Source organism: Sphingomonas sp. ID1715, assembly GCF_013044515.1.
Lineage (GTDB): Bacteria > Pseudomonadota > Alphaproteobacteria > Sphingomonadales > Sphingomonadaceae > Sphingomonas_B.
Map to the genome: position 1 here is coordinate 125,482 of NZ_JABEPR010000007.1, position 17,043 is coordinate 142,524.

18 protein-coding genes are annotated in these 17,043 nt (G+C 65.8%); 8 read left to right on the top strand and 10 right to left on the bottom strand.

Features of this window, described 5'->3' with window-relative positions; translation table 11 throughout:
• Positions 1-326: 326 nt before the first annotated feature.
• Positions 327-1,478: an N-acetyltransferase gene (locus HJG53_RS15480; RefSeq protein WP_171132157.1), complete on the bottom strand. Its 1,152-nt coding sequence runs from the start codon at positions 1,476-1,478 to the stop codon at positions 327-329.
• Positions 1,479-1,587: 109 nt separating this feature from the next.
• Between HJG53_RS15480 and HJG53_RS15485 the strand changes: the two genes are divergently transcribed.
• A complete protein-coding gene (locus HJG53_RS15485; RefSeq protein WP_171132158.1) occupies positions 1,588-2,691 on the top strand; it encodes a fatty acid desaturase in 1,104 nt (367 codons plus the stop codon).
• 1 nt (position 2,692) lies between these two features.
• On the opposite strand, the gene lptG is transcribed toward HJG53_RS15485, so the two are convergent.
• Both lptG and lptF read right to left on the bottom strand, forming a co-directional pair.
• Entirely contained in the window at positions 2,693-3,787 is a 1,095-nt protein-coding gene (gene lptG, locus HJG53_RS15490) for an LPS export ABC transporter permease LptG (RefSeq protein ID WP_171132160.1), read from the bottom strand.
• Positions 3,787-4,989: an LPS export ABC transporter permease LptF gene (gene lptF / locus HJG53_RS15495; protein ID WP_171132162.1), complete on the bottom strand. Its 1,203-nt coding sequence runs from the start codon at positions 4,987-4,989 to the stop codon at positions 3,787-3,789. The genes lptG and lptF overlap by 1 nt, the downstream gene beginning before the upstream one ends.
• A gap of 111 nt (positions 4,990-5,100) precedes the next feature.
• Between lptF and HJG53_RS15500 the strand changes: the two genes are divergently transcribed.
• The 3 genes from HJG53_RS15500 to HJG53_RS15510 all read left to right on the top strand — a co-directional run bounded on the left by HJG53_RS15500 (position 5,101) and on the right by HJG53_RS15510 (position 7,482).
• Positions 5,101-5,592 carry a DUF2141 domain-containing protein gene (locus tag HJG53_RS15500; RefSeq protein ID WP_171132164.1) on the top strand — a complete coding sequence of 164 codons (492 nt, stop codon included), beginning with the start codon at positions 5,101-5,103 and terminating at the stop codon, positions 5,590-5,592.
• Positions 5,592-6,551, top strand: a complete 960-nt coding sequence (locus HJG53_RS15505; protein ID WP_171132166.1) for a diacylglycerol kinase family protein — start codon at positions 5,592-5,594, stop codon at positions 6,549-6,551. The genes HJG53_RS15500 and HJG53_RS15505 overlap by 1 nt, the downstream gene beginning before the upstream one ends.
• 88 nt (positions 6,552-6,639) lie before the next feature.
• The gene (locus HJG53_RS15510; RefSeq protein WP_171132168.1) at positions 6,640-7,482 is read left to right on the top strand and encodes a hypothetical protein; all 843 of its coding nucleotides are present in this window, start codon (positions 6,640-6,642) and stop codon (positions 7,480-7,482) included.
• Here HJG53_RS15510 and HJG53_RS15515 read toward each other — a convergent pair.
• From HJG53_RS15515 to HJG53_RS15525, 3 genes are all read right to left on the bottom strand, one after another.
• The gene (locus HJG53_RS15515; RefSeq protein ID WP_171132170.1) at positions 7,439-9,439 is read right to left on the bottom strand and encodes an ATP-binding protein; all 2,001 of its coding nucleotides are present in this window, start codon (positions 9,437-9,439) and stop codon (positions 7,439-7,441) included. The two genes, HJG53_RS15510 and HJG53_RS15515, sit on opposite strands and share 44 nt — an antisense overlap.
• A gap of 47 nt (positions 9,440-9,486) precedes the next feature.
• Positions 9,487-10,746: an aminotransferase class I/II-fold pyridoxal phosphate-dependent enzyme gene (locus tag HJG53_RS15520; RefSeq protein ID WP_171132172.1), complete on the bottom strand. Its 1,260-nt coding sequence runs from the start codon at positions 10,744-10,746 to the stop codon at positions 9,487-9,489.
• A 111-nt stretch (positions 10,747-10,857) separates the two neighbouring features.
• A complete protein-coding gene (locus HJG53_RS15525) occupies positions 10,858-11,100 on the bottom strand; it encodes an acyl carrier protein (RefSeq protein ID WP_171132174.1) in 243 nt (80 codons plus the stop codon).
• 87 nt (positions 11,101-11,187) lie between these two features.
• On the opposite strand from HJG53_RS15525, the gene HJG53_RS15530 reads away from it, so the two are divergent.
• Positions 11,188-11,706 carry a Pycsar system effector family protein gene (locus HJG53_RS15530; RefSeq protein WP_217352885.1) on the top strand — a complete coding sequence of 173 codons (519 nt, stop codon included), beginning with the start codon at positions 11,188-11,190 and terminating at the stop codon, positions 11,704-11,706.
• A 4-nt stretch (positions 11,707-11,710) separates the two neighbouring features.
• Here HJG53_RS15530 and obgE read toward each other — a convergent pair whose 3' ends face one another.
• Both obgE and HJG53_RS15540 read right to left on the bottom strand, forming a co-directional pair.
• A complete protein-coding gene (obgE, locus tag HJG53_RS15535) occupies positions 11,711-12,760 on the bottom strand; it encodes a GTPase ObgE (protein ID WP_171132176.1) in 1,050 nt (349 codons plus the stop codon).
• Between the two features lie 32 nt (positions 12,761-12,792).
• Positions 12,793-13,380, bottom strand: coding sequence for a TetR family transcriptional regulator (locus tag HJG53_RS15540; protein ID WP_171132177.1), 588 nt, complete (start codon positions 13,378-13,380; stop codon positions 12,793-12,795).
• Between the two features lie 111 nt (positions 13,381-13,491).
• On the opposite strand from HJG53_RS15540, the gene HJG53_RS15545 reads away from it, so the two are divergent.
• Positions 13,492-14,346 (top strand): metal-dependent hydrolase, encoded by an 855-nt coding sequence (locus HJG53_RS15545; protein ID WP_171132179.1) that lies wholly within the window; start codon positions 13,492-13,494, stop codon positions 14,344-14,346.
• A 75-nt stretch (positions 14,347-14,421) separates the two neighbouring features.
• Here the strand turns inward: HJG53_RS15545 and HJG53_RS15550 are convergent, their stop codons facing one another.
• The gene (locus HJG53_RS15550) at positions 14,422-14,658 is read right to left on the bottom strand and encodes a hypothetical protein (RefSeq protein WP_171132181.1); all 237 of its coding nucleotides are present in this window, start codon (positions 14,656-14,658) and stop codon (positions 14,422-14,424) included.
• A gap of 222 nt (positions 14,659-14,880) precedes the next feature.
• Between HJG53_RS15550 and HJG53_RS15555 the strand changes: the two genes are divergently transcribed.
• On the top strand, positions 14,881-16,065 hold the full coding sequence (locus HJG53_RS15555) for a zinc-dependent alcohol dehydrogenase (RefSeq protein WP_171132183.1): 1,185 nt from the start codon (positions 14,881-14,883) through the stop codon (positions 16,063-16,065).
• Positions 16,065-16,691, top strand: coding sequence for a DUF4267 domain-containing protein (locus tag HJG53_RS15560; RefSeq protein ID WP_171132185.1), 627 nt, complete (start codon positions 16,065-16,067; stop codon positions 16,689-16,691). The genes HJG53_RS15555 and HJG53_RS15560 overlap by 1 nt, the downstream gene beginning before the upstream one ends.
• Here HJG53_RS15560 and HJG53_RS15565 read toward each other — a convergent pair.
• Positions 16,684-17,043, bottom strand: a complete 360-nt coding sequence (locus HJG53_RS15565; RefSeq protein WP_171132187.1) for a Rieske (2Fe-2S) protein — start codon at positions 17,041-17,043, stop codon at positions 16,684-16,686. The genes HJG53_RS15560 and HJG53_RS15565 overlap by 8 nt on opposite strands.

Genomic DNA, 17,043 nt, shown 5'->3' on the forward strand with positions numbered 1-17,043 from the left:
GAGCGCAGCCGCGGCTCCAGGAGCGGCGATCGGCTGCGCGATATGTGAAAGTCGGTGGCGGGGCGGCCCCTGTCCGCTCCGCTGCCGACATTGTGGACGTGAAGTTAAGCGCTTCCGTCGCAAGGGCACGCCGGGGTGAAAGACCCGAGCCGATGTTCCGCGAGGCGCAACCGCTGGCCTCAGCCATGCGATGCGGGACGCGGAAAGAATGCCTCATTGCAACATCAACCTGTGGGATCGGCACGACAGTGCCGATCGGACGTAATGCCGCGCCAGATAAGGCTGCCGGCGCCGAACTGCTAGCATCGGCGACACGGCAGAGCAAGTTACAGCGTCTTTTCGTAGACGCGGTAGATCTTGTTGACCTTACTCTCGATCGTGTCGGCGATCGCGACCATCCCCTGATTGTCTTCGAGGATCCAGCCAATCTCCCCGCGTGACGCGCCATAGCGGGCGACGGCCGCCCGCCTGGAATATTCGATCATCATGAAGGCAAGCTGGCTCGCAAGGCGGGAGGCCTGCAGCCGCTTGACCACACCCATCAGCGGCACGCGCATCGTTCGCGCCTTCGGGCGCCGCAGCCACAACAGCAATTTCGCCCAGCCAAAGGGGAGGAGCGAGCCTTTGAGCGGCTTCAGCGGCTCGTTCAGGTCCGGCAGCGTAATCATGAAGGCGACCGGCTCGCCTTCCACTTCGGCGATGTAGATCAGGTCCTCGAACACGATCGGCTTCAGCTTCTTGCCGACCTCTTCGACTTCCGGGTCGGTCAGCGGCACGAAGCCCCAATTGTCAGACCAGGCATCGTTCAGGATGCGCAGGATGATCGCGGCTTCCTCGGCAAAGCGCGCCTTGTTGACCGGGCGAACGCGGATGCGGGTATTCTTCTCGCCCGCGGCGACGATGCGCTGCACGAGCGGCGGAAACCCCTGCTGGACGTCCAGATCGTAAGTGAACAGGTCCTTCGCCTTGGCGTAGCCGGCGCCTTCGACCCAGCCCTGGTAGCGGGCGTCGTGGTGGCCCATCATCACGGTCGGGGGATGGTCATGGCCCTTGATCAGCAGGCCCGGCTCTTCCCAGATAGAGGAAGAGACGGGGCCGATCGCCCGCGTCATGCCTTTGCCGCGCAGCCAGTCCTCGGCGGCTGCGATGAGCGCCCGGCCGGCCGGTTCGTCCTCCGCATCGAAAAAGCCCCAGAAGCCGGTGCCCGGACCGAAACCCTGTTCCGCCGGCTGTTCGAGCGCGAGTCGGTCGATATGGGCCCCGATCCGCCCGACCGTGCGGCCGCCGCGCCTGGCGAGGAAAAGCTGCTGTTCCGCATGGGTGAACCAGGCATTCTTGGCCGGCGTGATCATGCCGACCGCCTCGCCTTTGAGCGGCGGCACCCAGTTCGGATCGCCGGCATAATGGGCAAAGCCATAGTCGACAAAGGCACGGCGCCCGGCGGCGTCTGACACGGGCACGATCTGGATCTCGGACATGGGCCGCTTCTCTAGGCTTTGATCCCGATCAAAGTCGAGAAGGCGGGCACATGGCACGGCCCTTTGAATGCCAAACTCCGGCCACTATGTTCGTCGAAAGGCAACACCCATGGCAACCAATCTCACCTTCGACGGGCCCGCGCCCGCAGCGGCGGCCCCTGCGCCCCGTGCACGGATCGCGGACGACATGGCGCTGCTGAAGGCCGCCGCCGAGCTGACGCGTGAGTTGAGCGCGCCGGACCCGCGGGTCTATTGGGCAGATTTCCTCGCCTCGGTGCTGATCGGCTATGCGGCGCTGGTCGCGACGATCCTGTCGGGTGGCTGGGCCGCGTTCGGCTTCGGCAGCGTCGCGGTTCTGGCGCTCTACCGCGCCGAAAGCTTCATCCATGAGATCACTCATGTGAAGCACAGCGCGTTGCCGGGCTTCCGCGCGGCGTGGAACGCACTGATCGGCGTGCCGCTGATGGTGCCGTCATTCATGTATGAAGGCGTGCACAATCTGCACCACGCCAAAACGCGCTATGGCACCGCCGAGGACCCGGAATATCTGCCGCTCGCGCTGATGAGACCCTGGACGCTGCCGGCCTTCATCCTGGTCGCGGCGCTGGCGCCGATCGGGCTCATCCTTCGCTACGCCGTGCTGGCGCCACTGTCGCTGCTGTCGCCGAAGCTGCGGGAGGCAGTGGTCGCGCGCTATTCGGGGCTGGTGATCAACCCGGTCTTCCGCCGCCGGCCGCCCGAGGGCGAAGCCAAGGCGCTGTGGACGCGGCTGGAGATCGTCACGAGCCTGTGGGCCGTGACCTTTGTTGCGCTGGCAGTGACCGGCGTGCTGCCGCTGCGCGCGGTGCTCATCATCCTGGGCATCGCTTCGGCGGTCGCCGTGCTCAACCAGGTGCGGACCCTGGTCGCGCACCTTTGGGAGAATGAGGGCGAGGCGATGACGGTGACCGCGCAATATCTCGACAGCGTCAACGTGCCGCCGCCGGCCCTGCTCCCAGGCCTGTGGGCGCCCGTCGGCCTGCGCTATCACGCGCTGCACCACCTGCTGCCGAGCGTGCCCTATCACAATCTCGGCAGCGCCCATCGCCGGCTCGCCGCGATGCTCGACCCGAGCTCGCCTTACTTCAAGGCGAACTATAAGGGTCTGCCGGGTCTGATGTGGAAGATCGGGCTGAGCTCCGTCACACGGGGTGGGCGGGGCCTGCCGGGTTGACCTATTCCTCGCTGCGGATCAGCACGGTCTCGCCGATCAGCAGGAACAGCAGGAACGGCGCCCAGGCCGCGAGCAAAGGCGGGTAAGCGCCGAGATTGCCCATCGCCAGCGCGAAATTGTCGGCGACGAAATAGGCGAAGCCCAGCGCCATGCCGGCGACGGCGCGGACGAACAATTTGCCCGAGCGGGCGAGGCCGAAGCCGGCGACGGCGCCCAGCAGCGGCATTAGCACCGATGAAAGCGGTCCGGACAATTTGTGCCAAAGGGCGGCTTCCAGCGGACGCGTCGGGCGGCCGGCGGCGTTCAGATCGTCAATCGCCTGGCGGAGCTGCGTGAACGACAGGCCTTCGGGATCGACATTGGCGAGGGTGAAGCGATCCGGCGTAACCCCGCGCGCCGCGATGATCGTGCCGAGATCGGTCTGCAGGCCCGTGCCCACGTCGAAGCGCTTCGCGTCCGTCAGCCGCCAGGCGCCGCCGACATAATGGCCTTCCTTGGCCTGGATCGTCGCCGACAGCTCGTTGCGGACGCGGTCGTAGAGCGTCACGTCCAACAGGCGCGTGGCGCTGCCGCGTCCGATCGCACGACCGGCGCGGATCAGATCCTCCCCGTTGCGCACCCAGAGATTGGTCTGGACGGCGCTGTCCTTCGGGATGGGGCCATATTCTACCTTGGCCCAGGCCTTGAGCGTCGCCGTCGCACGCGTCACCACCCGCTCGTTGAACGCGAAGGACAGGGCCGCGACCAGCAATCCGGCGATGATCAGCGGCGCGAGGATCTGGTGCGCGGACAGCCCCGACGCCTTCATCGACACGACTTCGCTGTTCTGATTGAGGGTCAGCAGGGTGATGAGGGTGCCAAGCAGCACCGAAAAGGGCAGGAAGCGCGCAACGATCTGCGGCACGCGCAGCGACACATAGGTCCACAGCTGCGGCTCGCCATTGCCGGGATAGGCCAGGATCTTGCCGGACTCTCCCAGCAGATCGAGCGTCATCAGGATCAGCACCAGCCCGGCCAGCACCGAGAAGGAGCGGACCAGGAACATGCGCGCGGTGTAGAGCATGACCGTGCTGGAGGGGAAGAATTGCAGCTGCATCACGCCCTCGCTTCACGCCGGCGCGCGATGCTGAACCAGCGCTTCAATACGCTGCCGAGCTTCGCGAACACACGTTCCAGGCCGCCGATCGGCTGCCCGCCCGGCACATAGGCGAGCTGGTAATAAAGCCACCAGATGATCGCGGCGAAGATCAGGAACGGGACCCATAGCGCGATCAGCGGATCGACCCGGCCGAGCGAGCCCATGCCCTGCGCATATTCGTTCACCTTGTGATAGGTCACGACCATCACGATCGACAGGAACACGCCCAGTGCCGACGAGGAGCGCTTGGGCGGCACCGCCAGCGCGACGGCGAGCAGCGGCAACAGGAACATCATCGCCACCTCGACGATCCGGAAGTGGAAGTTGGCTCGGCTTTCGTTGCGGATCGGCAGCGGCTTGCTCCGGTCGCCGCCGATCATCGCCAGTTCGGGAATGGTCAGCTCGCGTTCCTTGCCGCCGCGGCTGCGAAAGCGCTCGACCTTCGGCAGGTCGATCGGCAGGTCGTGCGAGGTGAAGCTCAGCACGCGCGGGCTGCGGAAACTCGGCTCGTTGTGGATCAGCGTGCCGTTGCGCAGCCGGAAGATGATCGTGTCGGGATCGTCGGTGCGCAGGAAGGTGCCGCGCTCGGCCGCCACCGCAAGGCTCCGTCCGCCCCGGCTTTCGGCGCGCACGAAGATGCCGGACAGGTCGGCGCCACGCTTGTGGCTCTCCTCGATCCGCACCGTCATCTGCTGGCCGAGGTTGGTGAACTCACCCACCTTGATCGACGCGCCGAGCGCGCCGGAGCGCAGCTCGAACTGCAGGCCCTCATAGGCGTAACGCGCCTTGGGCTGCACGAAGCCGACAATGGCGAGGTTGAGCAGCGCCAGGGCGATGGTGAAGAGGTAAGGCACCCGCAACAACCGGCCGTAGCTCAGCCCGACCGCCCGGAACACGTCCAGTTCCGAAGAGGTCGCGATGCGGCGAAAGGCGAGCAGGATGCCCAGCATCAACCCGATCGGAATGCCGAGCGAAAGATACTCCGGCAGCAGATTGGCGAGCATCCGCCAGACGACGCTGACCGGCCCGCCCTGTTCGGCGACGAAGTCGAACAGGCGCAGCATCTTGTCCAAGACCAGCAGCATCGCCGCGATGACGAGGGTCGCGAACAGCGGGACGGCGATCAGCCGGGCAAGGTAGCGGTCGACAGCGGACAACATCTTCGAAATCTGAACGCTCTGCGACCATGGTTTTGCCGCAAAGCTCCACCATCTCCCGTCTTCAAGATGCGGCTTGGCGTCGCCGCTATAGCCGCGGATGCAGAGATGGTCATGAAGAAAGTTGCAATCGCATTCGGGCTGGCTGCGGGCATCGCGCTGTGGAGCGGCGCCGCTCCGGCCGCGGTCGGCGACGCGGCCTGCGCGCGCGGCGACACGGCCGTGCTGGTGCGCGTGGACGGCTTCAAGGCACGGCAGGGCATGCTGCGCGTGCAGGTCTATGGCTCCAACCCGGCCGACTTCCTTGCCAAGGGCAAGAAGTTGCGCCGGGTCGACGTGCCCGTGGCGCGGACGGGAAGGATGGAAGTGTGCGTCGGCCTGCCTGGGCCTGGCAACTATGCCGTCGCCGTCCGCCACGACCTGGACAATAATGGCAAGTCCGGCTGGAACGATGGCGGCGGCTTTTCGCGCAATCCGCGCATTTCGCTGGTCCATCTGAAGCCCAGCTATGGCGATGTGGTGATCCAGGTCGGCCGGGGGGTCAAACCGGTGGATGTGATCCTCAACTATCGACGGGGCTTTTCGATCGGCCCGGTCGAGGGCTGATGGTCTCGGTCGCCCTCCTCTCCAATCCACACAGCACGGGCAACCGTGCACTGCTGCCCCGCATTCGCGCCTATTGCGCGCGCAATCCCGACGTCTTTCACTACGAAGTCGAGCGGGTCGACCAGATCCCCGACGCGATGAAGACGATCGCGCGCGTGCAGCCCAAGGTCATCGTCATCAATGGCGGCGACGGATCGGTGCAGGCGGCGCTGACCGAGCTGCATGGCGGCCGCTATTTCGGCGAAGCGCCGCCGCCGGTGGCCGTGCTGCCGAACGGCAAGACCAACCTGATTGCGCTCGACTTGGGTGCGCGCGGCGATCCGATCGATGCCCTGGAAAACATCGTCGGCCTCGCCCAGTCGGACCTCGCCGCCCATATCGTGCAGCGGGAACTGATTGCCCTTTCCGAAGGTGACAGCAAACCGGTGCTGGGTATGTTCCTGGGCGGCGCGGGGTTGGCCGACTCGATCCTTTACTGCCGTCACAAAATTTATCCGCTCGGGCTGCCGAACGGCCTCAGCCATGTGCTGACGGCGCTCGCCGTGATCGTCACCGCCGTGCTCGGCATCCGCGCGGCATTCCTGCCGCCCCGACCCTCGGAAGTGCGCGTGTCGCTGAAGCGCGGCGGGCAGATCACCGGCCGTTTCACCTTGTTGATCGTGACCACGCTCGAGAAATTGCTGCTCGGCAGCAAGGCCGAGGGCAGCGCCGGGCATTTGAAGCTGATGGCGGTCGAGCAGGGCTCGGGCACGCTGCTGCGCGCCGTGCTCGCCAGCATCCGGGGGCGGCTCGGGCGGGCGCAGATGCGCGGCGTGCATATCGAGCAGGGCGACGAGATCGAGATCGAAGGCGAGCGCTCCAACGTTATTCTCGACGGCGAGCTGTTCCAGGCGCGGACCGGCAAGCCGATCGTGCTGCGCACCACCCCGCCGGTGCCGTTCCTGAAGCTGGCTGCATAAGCCTTCACTGGTCCGTACGCTTCGAGCACAGTCGAGAAGCGGTGGCTCGGAGCTTGAACGTTTCTCGACTTCGCTCGAAACGAACGGAATGACCCTCCAAAACCTCATCGCCCAGGAGCTCGCCCAGCCGGTAGACCGGCGCGTGTCGGCGGCGGCTGAGGCGATTGCGCTTGGTTATCCGGGGGCGCTGGCCGTGCTCTTTTACGGGTCTTGCCTGCGGACCGGCGAGATCGACGGGCAGATGCTCGATTTCTACCTGATCGTGCGGGACTATCGCGAGGCCTATGGCAAGGCGTGGCTGGCGGGGGCGAACAGGCTGGTGCCGCCCAATGTGTTCCCGTTCGAGGACGGAGGTATCGCCGCCAAATACGCAGTGCTGAGCGAGGCGGATTTCGATCGGCTCACCCGGCCCGAGGCCAGCAACGTCTCGGTGTGGGCGCGTTTCGCGCAACCGGTCCGGCTGGTCTGGGCGGCCGATGCCGACGTGCCGGGACGCATGGCGGCGATCGTCGCTCAGGCGCCGCGAACGCTGATGACGCTGGCGCCGGCCAGCGACGATCCGCTCGAGCGGTGGCGGCAAGGCTTTGCGCTCACCTACGGCGCGGAGCTGCGGGCCGAGCGTGGCGACCGGCCCGGCTCGATCGTGGACTGGGATCCCGAGCGCTATCGCCGCATCGCGGAGTTGGCGAACGCACCGTCCCGCTATTCGAGCGCGCGGTGGCGGCAATTGCGGCGCAATGGGAAGGCGCTCACCGTGATCCGCCTGGCCAAGGCCAGCCTCACCTTTGCCGGCGGCATCGATTACCTGGCCTGGAAGATCAACCGCCATGCCGGCACGCGGATCGACATCAAGCCATGGCAGCGGCGCTGGCCGCTGCTCGGCGCGGTCACGCTGCTGCCGCGGTTGCTTCGGGCGGGTGCGATCCGTTGAGCTTAGCGAGCGCGGCCTCGACCGCGCTCGCGAGACTGCCGATGGTGAAGGGCTTGCGCAGCACGTCATGCCCGCCGAACGCCGCCGCCTCGTCGATCTCGCCGGCAAAGCCGGTGACGAACAGCACGCCGACATCGCCGTGGAGCGGGCGGATGGCAGCGATCAGTTCGGGGCCGGTGGTACCCGGCATCACCACGTCGGAAATGATCAGCCGCACGCCAGGATTTGCCGCCAGCAGCCCAAGCGCCTGCTCGGGATCGGCGCAGGGGATCGGCCGGTGCCCGAGTTCGACCAGCGCCTCGACCGTGGCGTTGAGCACGCGCGGATCGTCTTCCACGACGAGGATCGGCACCTTTTGGGGCGCGGCGGCAGCCGATGCACGAACGCCATGCACTTCCTCGGCGGGAGCGACGCGCTGGACGCCGGTATAGCGCGGCAGGAGGATCGAGACGGTGGTGCCCTGGCCGGGTTCCGACGAAATGGTGATCTCACCGAGCGATTGACGGACAAAGCCGAAGATCTGGCTGAGGCCGAGACCAGTGCCCTTGCCGACCGGCTTGGTCGTGAAGAAGGGCTCGAACACGCGGTCGAGCACTTTCTGTTCCATGCCGCAGCCCGTGTCCGTGACCGAAATGGTCACATAGTCGCCGGCGCGGCTGACGCCCAGTTCGCCTTCGGCCAGGCTGCGTCCCGATGTGGCCAAGGTCAGCGTGCCTTCGCCTTCCATCGCGTCGCGCGCGTTGACCGCGAGATTGAGCAGGGCGTTTTCAAGCTGGTGCTTGTCGACCCAGACCGTCCAGTCCCCGCCCTGATAATCGGTCCGCACCGTGACGCGCTCGCCCAGCGTGCGGTCGAGCAGTTCGGCCATGCCGGCGATCAGCGCGTCGGGCGAAACCGGCTCCGGCAGCAGCGGTTCGGCGCGCGCAAAGGCGAGCAGGCGGCGAGTCAGGGTGGCCGCACGGGCGGCACCCTCCATCGCATTTTCCAGATGGCGCCTGGCCTCAGCCGTGTTGTCGATGAGCCGACGGCGGGCAAGCTCCAGGCCGCCGATCACCACGGCCAGCATGTTGTTGAAGTCGTGTGCGATGCCGCCGGTCAGCTGGCCGACCGCTTCCATCTTCTGTACCTGGCGCAGCTGCGCTTCGGCAGCCTCGCGCTCGGCGGCTTCCGCGAGGAGCGCTTCATTGGCGCGGCGCAACTCGATTGTACGTTCGGCAACGGCCTCTTCGAGCTCCTCTGCCCGCCGGGCGACTTCATCGGCATCGGTGCGTGCGGCGCGCCGCTCGGCGATCGCCTGGATCATGGTGAAGGCGAGGACGGCGGCGCCGACCAGGATGACGATGGCGAAGGCGAGGAGGAGCTTCGCCGCCCAGTTTGACTGTTCGACTGTTGCGTTGGCGGCACCGATGCGCGCCTGCAGCAGCCGCTTTTCGGTCGCGACGATCGCTTCGATCGCTTGTGACAGCGCCGCCACGCTCTCCGACTTGCCGGCCGCGTTATAAGCGGCGAGGCTGCTCATCTTCTGGTCGTAGCGGGTGCGGAGCGCGGCTCCGGACAACATCCGGTCCCGGTCGTTGTAGATGCGGCGCAGACGTTCGACGAGGATGATCTGTTCGGGATTGTCGCGCGTGGCGTCACGCAGTCGGTCGATCGAACTGCCCGCGCGGCGCCAGTCGTCCACGAACAGCCGCCCATATTGCGGCTCCATATTGACCACGTAGCGGCCAAGTGTCGCCTCGGCGCGGTTCATCGTGCTTTCGAGCGAGCGGGCGAGGATGATGACTTCGAAGCTGTGCCGCTGCGCGGCCAACGCCGCGTCGCGCTGCCGGTTCGAGTTGGAGACGAGGATGGTGAGGGAGATCAGCCCGAAAGCGGCGAGCAGCCCCAAGGCCGTCGCAAGTGCGCGGCGCACGCTGATCGAGCCCTGCTCGATCTCCTGATTTGCGACCCTGCCCATCCCCAAACGCCCTATAACAGAGCGTGGTTAACAGGTCATGTCCAGTCTTACTGCGGGATCGCGCCCACGGCACGTCCCGCCGCAGCAAACATCTGCGTGATCTCAGCCACTTGCTCGGCCGTGTGTTCGGCGCAGAGCGAGCAGCGGAGCAGGTACATGCCGGCGGGCGTCGCCGGTGGGCGCGCCATGTTGACGTACAGCCCATGCTCCAGCAGCGCCTGCCACATGCCGACGGCCTCCTCCTGGGTCGGCAGGATGACCGCGATGATCGCCGATTGCGGCGTGTCGGTGCCGAGCTTGAAGCCCAGCGCCTTCAGATTGCCGTGGAGCGTGCGCGCATTCTCCCACAGATGCTGGCGCTTGTTGTGCGCATGCATCAGCTTGCGGATCGAGGTGGCGGCGGTGGCGACCACCGACGGCGGCAGCGACGCGGTGAAGATATAGGCGCGGCACGCCAGCCGGATCGCCTCGAACTTCGGGTGGTTCGACACGCAAAAGCCGCCGACGGTTCCGACCGACTTTGAAAAGGTGCCGACGATGAAGTCGACCTGGCCGTCCAGGCCCTGTTCTTCATAGACGCCCCGGCCGTGCGGGCCGAAAAAGCCCATCGAGTGCGCTTCGTCGGAAAGCGTCATGGCGCCATGCTTCTTGGCGACGGCAACCATTTCCTTCAGCGGCGCGACGTCGCCGAGCATCGAATAGACGCCCTCGAGCACGACCAGCTTGCCGGCCTCCGGGGGCAGGCGCGACAGGCGCTTGTCGAGATCCTCGACGGAGTTGTGGCGGAAGCGAACCACCTCGGCATAGCCCTGCTTGCAGCCGTCATAGATGGAGGCATGGCTGTCGGCGTCGAGGATGATGTAGTCGCCCTTGCCGGCGAGGGTCGAGATCATCCCCAGATTGGCCATATAGCCGGTCGAAAAGACGATCGCGCCGCTGGTGCCGTAGAATTCGCGCAGTGCCTGCTCGACTTCGACATGGTCATGGAAGGTGCCGTTGAGCATGCGACTGCCGTTCGTGCCCGATCCGAAGCGGTCGAGCGCTTCCTTGCCTGCCGCGATCACGTCGGGGTCGAACGTCATGCCCATATAATTGTACGTGCCGAGCAGGATCGTCTTCTTGCCCCTGATCACCGCTTCGGTGGGCGAGAGCACCTGCTCCATCACGATCGCGAACGGATCGCGGACTCCGGAATCGAGCAGTGCCTTGCGCTCGGCGATCAACCCGTCGAACTTGGACATCAGGTCGCCCGCAAGAGCCCGGGTCTCCGGCTGCGGCGCGTCGGCGGTTTGCAGGCTGTCGGTCATTTTGAGTACCTCAACACGGTTCGGCCTGAGCTTGTCGAAGGCCTCCCTTGTTCTTTCCGGCCCTGAAGAAGGGAGGGCTTCGACAAGCTCAGCCCAAACCGGGTTAATCGGTCAGGTGCGCAGCTTGCCCACGGCATCGACCAGCTGGCCGACTGTTTCGATCTCGGCCTGCATGTTCATCGTGATGATGATGTCGAATTCGTCTTCGACGGCGGCGACGAAGTCCATCACGGTCAGGCTGTCCCATTCGAGGTCACCGGCGAAGGTGGTCGCGCCGGTCAGCGCCACGCCCTTCTTGTTGAACGGCTCGATCAGGCGGTGGACGGTGGCTTCGATTTCTTGACGATTGGACATGGCAGGTCCCTAATGCGTGCCGGCGCGCCTTGCCAAGCGAATGCGGCTGAAGGGTGGCAGCCCGAAGACAGGAAAACAGGAACCATCTTGCCTCACGAACAGATCCCCAAGCGCTACGCGCCCGACGCCATCCACCTGATCCGCACCACTCAGCAAATCCAGGTCCAGCTGTCCGCCATGGCCGACCACAAGGCCAGCATCCTGATGGGCGCGACCTTCGTCGTCTTCACCATCACGCTCAACCAGACCTCCAGGGGGCTGGTGGCGCCCGAGATGCTGGTGCTCGCCGGCTTCGCCTTGCTGTCCGCAGCGTTCGCCGTGATGGCGGTGCTGCCGGCGGTGAAGCCCAAGCCCGGCGCGCCGCTCAACCTGCTCTTCTTCGGCTCCTTCACCCAGCTGGAGCAGGAAGACTATATCGAGCGACTGATCGCCGAACTCGGCGACGAGCAGAATGTCTACCGGACGATGGCACGCGATATCTACCAGAACGGATCGGTGCTGAAGCGGAAGAAATACCGCTATCTGGCGCTCGCCTACCACACCTTCCTGGCCGGCATGGTGATGACGGTGCTGACCTTTGGCGCGGATCGGCTGGGGCTGCTCTGATCGTTCAGAGCGGCGACCACTCGATTGCGTCTTCGCCTTCGTCGTCGGCGGTCACGGCGGAGCTTTCGGGGCCAATCGCCTCCAGGAGCCGGTCGAGTGCCCAGTCGACGCCGATGCCCGCGGCGCCCGAGATTGGGATCACGGACATGCCGCTGGCTTCCTCCAGCTCGGCGGACAGGGCGGCGATCAGCTCGTCGTCCAGCGTGTCGATCTTGTTCAATGCAAGCACCTGCGGCTTGTCGGCAAGGCCGGCGCCGTAAGCGTCGAGTTCGTCGCGGACGATCCGGTAGCTCTCCGCCACACTCTCGTCATTGGCGTCGACTAGGTGGAGCAGGACTCGGCACCGCTCGATATGGCCAAGGAAGCGGTCGCCGATGCCCGCGCCTTCGGCCGCCCCCTCGATCAGCCCGGGAATGTCCGCAATCACGAACTCGCGGCCCTTGTGCCGGACCACGCCCAGCTGCGGCCGTGTCGTGGTGAAGGCATATTCGCCAACCTTCGCCTGCGCATTGGTAACGGCGTTGATGAAGGTCGACTTGCCGGCATTGGGGAGCCCGACAAGGCCTGCATCGGCCAGCAGCTTCAGCCGCAGCCAGACCCAGGCCTCTTCGCTCGGCCAGCCGGTGCCGTGCTGGCGCGGGGCGCGATTGGTCGAGGTTTTGTAGCTGGCATTGCCGCGCCCTCCGTCGCCGCCGCGCAGGAAGACGATGCGTTCGCCGACCTTCGTCAGGTCGGCCAGCAGAGTACGGTCGTCGTCGTCCGCCAGGATCTGGGTGCCGACCGGCACCTTGATGACGAGATCGTCGCCGCCGGCACCCGTCTTGTTGCTGCCCGACCCTCCCTGGCCGCGTGGGGCGCGGAAATGCTGGGTGTAGCGAAAATCGATCAGCGTGTTGAGGCCGGCGACCGCTTCGAAGACGATGTCGCCGCCCTTGCCGCCATTGCCGCCATCGGGTCCGCCATATTCGATGAACTTTTCACGCCGGAAGCTGACGGCGCCGGGACCGCCCGCGCCGGAGCGGACGAAAATCTTGGCCTGGTCGAGGAAATGCATGGGCGGCACATAGGCGTGCCGTGGCGGAACCGCTAGCCGAGCGACTCCTGCCGCCGCAGTGCGGATTGCGACAATTGATGGTGCGCCATCTCGCGAGCGGTTTCTGGCGGCAGGCCGAGCGCGGCCGCCATCTGCTCGCCGAGCAGCGCATGGCCGAGTGCTAGCAGCACGAGGTTCAGCGTCTCGCGATGCACCTCGCGATCTTCATGGCCTTCGCCGAGACGATCCACGAGCCGATGGATCGCCTCCAGCACCGGGTCCAGGGCATTGTCGTTGCCCGACAGGATCATCCAGGAGGCGAGCGCGCCGCCGCCACGCTCGAACGCGTTGAAGGTCATGTCGACGACGTCGCGCGGGGACCCTTGTCCAGCGCGGGCCTTCATGACCGCGGCGCCGATCTCGCCAGTGATCCGCTCCGCCATCGTTGCCATGAGTGCCTGCTGCAGCCCCGCCGCCGAGCCGAAATGGTGGAGCAAATTGGCGTGCGTGCGGCCCATCCGTGAGGCGACCGCCTTCAGCGTCACCGCCTGCGGGCCGGCCTCGAGTAGCAGGTCGCGGGCGGCGGCAAGGGCGGCAGAGCGGCTAGCTTCGGGTGAGAGGCGGCGTTTGGCGAGCGACATCGGGCCTGTCCTAACGGCTTCGCCACGAGGGCGGAAGCGGCAAGCGCGCCCATATATTGACATTCATGTCAGTATTGCTCATCTTCGCTTGAGCTCTGGAGATTGCGACTCATGCAGATTGCGGCGAAGTCCCCTGCCGACCTAACCATCACGCCACGCGACCGCCGGTTCGGCCGCGGCATGGCGCAGCAGCGCTGGTGGTTCGGGGGTGATCCCTATGCCACGGCATTCCACAACGCGCTGTCGGTGACGTTCCCCAAGGGCGAGGCCTTCTTCATCGACAGCGTGAAGGCGCATCGCGAGGGCGTGCCGCCGAAGCTGGAGGCGGAAATCAAGGCATTCGTGATGCAGGAAGTGATGCACACGCGCGAGCATGTCGCCTTTAACAAGCGGGTGACGGACGCCGGCTACGACGTGGCAAAGCTAGAGCAGGACGTCGCCGACGCGCTGGCGCTCACCAAGGGCCGGCCGCAGATCCTGAACCTCGCCGTCACCATGGCGCTCGAGCACTATACGGCCATTCTGGCCCAGACCATGCTGCGTTATCCGCATTATTGGGCGAAGGCGGATGCCGAGAGCGTCGCGATGTGGAAGTGGCACGCGATCGAGGAGATCGAGCATAAGGGCGTGGCTTACGACACCTGGCTGCACGCGACGCGCGACTGGTCCCGCTGGAAGCGCTGGAAGGTGAAGAGCATCATGATGCTGCTCGTCTCCTATCGCTTCTGGACCAAGCGCTGGACAGGTTCGATGGAATTGCTGCGCCAGGACGGCATCACGGGCTGGAAGGCGCGCTTCGGCCTGCTGCGCCATCTCTTCGTTAGCCCGGGACTGATCCGCCGGGCATTGCCGGCTTGGCTGTCCTTCTTTCTGCCGGGTTTTCACCCGTGGAACCATGACGACCGCGCGCTGATCGCTCTTTCCGAAAGCGCCTATCCCGACGCCCGGGTCGCCAGCGCGGCCTGAATTCAGCGGCAGGGCAATAGAAAAGGGCCGGCGGTTCATCGAACCGCCGGCCCTCACTCTTCAAAAAGCAGCTGCTTAGTTGCTCGCCGACTCGTCATTGCCTTCGGCGACGAAGTAGACGATCGCGACTGCCGCGACGAACGCGAGCACGCCGATCAGGGCGCCGCCTTCGAGCTGGTTCGCGCCCTTGGTCGACGCACCGGCGCGGACCGACGAGGCGACCGACAGCTTCGACGCGCTGCTCTGCGCAACGGCCGGAGCCGCAACCAGGCTGGCGGCTGCAGCCGCCGCAATCATACCACGCTTGAACATTCATTGCCTCCCTGAACGGCACAAAAATCTGGTGCGCGAGATGGCCCGCTCACTCTCCCTTCCTTTAGCGCATGGCGAGCCAAAGGCAATCGGGCGCAGGGATTTCCGCCGAACTGTGTCGTTTCTGCTACACTGCTAAAATCCCGGCTCTCGTTTCGAAGGTGTTTGGAATGCAACGCCACCCCGTGCCCCACGTTGTGCCTCCCATCTCAGGAGGATCGCATGAAAGCTTTGGTTTGGCACGGCAAGCAGGACATCCGCTACGAGACCATGCCCGATCCCGAGATCGAGGACGGGCGCGACGCGATCATCAAGGTGACGAGCTGCGCGATTTGCGGCTCCGACCTGCACCTGTTCCATAACCTGATGCCGGGCATGATGCCCGGCGACATCGTCGGCCACGAGACGATGGGCGAGGTGGTCGAGGTCGGAAGGGACAATAAGGCACTGAAAGTCGGCGACCGCATCGCCGTGCCGTTCCAGATGACCTGCGGCGAGTGCGAGCAATGCCGCAAGGGCAATTTCTCGGTCTGCGAGACGACCAACCGCAAGCGTCACCTCGCGGAAACAGCATTCGGCCGCACCACTGCGGGCCTGTTCGGCTATACGCATCTGACCGGCGGCTATTCGGGCGGCCAGGCCGAATATCTGCGCGTGCCGTTCGCGCATCACACCCACATTAAGGTGCCGGACTCGATCCCGGACGAGCAGGCGCTGTTCCTAACCGACATTCTGCCGACCGGTTGGCAGGCCGCGGTTTATTGCGACATCGAGCCGACCGACACCGTTGCGATCTGGGGCGCGGGCCCGGTCGGCCAGATGGCGATCCGCTCGGCCATCCTGCTCGGCGCCCGGCAGGTCGTCGCGATCGACTTCCTGCCCGAGCGGCTCAGCATGGCCGCTGCGGCCGGTGCCATCTGCATCAATCCGGGCGAGGAAAGCGTCAAGGAGCGGCTGGACGAGCTGACAGATGGCAAGGGCCCGGAAAAGTGCATCGACGCCGTCGGTCTCGAAGCACACTCCCAGATCACACCCGAGCATCTCTACGACCGCGCCAAGCAGTCGATGATGATGGAGACCGACCGGCCGCATGTGCTGCGCGAGATGATGCTGCTCTGCCGGCCCGGTGGCATATTGTCGGTGCCCGGCGTTTATGGCGGCGTGCTGGACAAGATCCCGTTCGGCGCGGCGATGAACAAGGGGCTGACGATCCGCACCGGCCAGACTCATGTGAAGCGCTGGACCGACGAGCTGATAGAGCTGATCGAGGATGGCGCGCTCGATCCCAGCTTCGTGGTCACCCACACTCGTCCGCTATCGGACGGGCCGGCCATGTATCCGGCCTTTGAAAGTCGGAAGGACAATTGCGTGAAGGTGATGCTCAAGCCGGAGATGGAGGCGGCGTGATGGCTTTCAAATATGGCAAGGACAGCTCGCTCACCGGTGCAGACGCACTGGTGCGCGGCATCGGGCTCTTTTCGCTGGGATTGGGCGTGGCGGAGCTCGTCGCGCCCGGCAAGATCGCCAGGACCTTCGGGCTGGAAGGCAAGGAAGGGCTGCTGCGCGCCTATGGAGCGCGCGAGATCGCGTCCGGCATCGGCACGCTCTCGACCGATCCGCAGCCCGCGCTCTGGTCGCGGGTCGCCGGCGACGTGCTCGACATGGCGACGCTGGCGCTCGGCACTCGCTCCGGCAAGGAGGACGCCAAGCGCAATGCGATGCTCGGCATCGGCGCGGTTGCAGGTATCGCGGCGCTCGACGCCTTTGCCGCGACCCTGATGGGAAGGCGCGGCGGCGAACGCCCGCCACCCGCCGACTACAGCGATCGGTCCGGCCTGCCCAAGGGCGTCGAAGCATCACGCGGCTACTATCGACAGAGAAAGGAACGCGGCCCCGCCGTGGCCCAACAGGATGCGCGCGAGGACCGGCGCCATTCCGGCGGAAGTTCTGCAGGCAGCACCTCGCCTGCACCGGAGCGCACGGAGACCGACACCGGCCAAGCGCCGATCGCCCCGAGCGTGGCGCTCAGCTAGCTGCGGTCCGAACCTTCCCGCCGCTCACCTCGACGGGCCATGGCTGGAGCTTCCGTCCAGTGCATGGCCCGCCGACGCAGAGCCCGTCTTCCGGACGGAACAGCGCGCCGTGCCAGCTGCATTGGATCAGGTCTCCGGCATCGGCCAGATAGTGGTCGAGCTGCTGGGCGAGCGGCAGGCCCATGTGGGGGCAGGCGTCGACATAGCCGGTCACCGTGTCGCCGCGCCGAACGACGAAGCCATGGAATCGGCCGGCTTTCATCTCCAGCACGAAATTGCGCGCTCCCGGATCGGGTAAGTCGGCGAGCGCGCACAGCGTCACGCCGGCAGGAGTGGACGTCAGGCGGTCCAC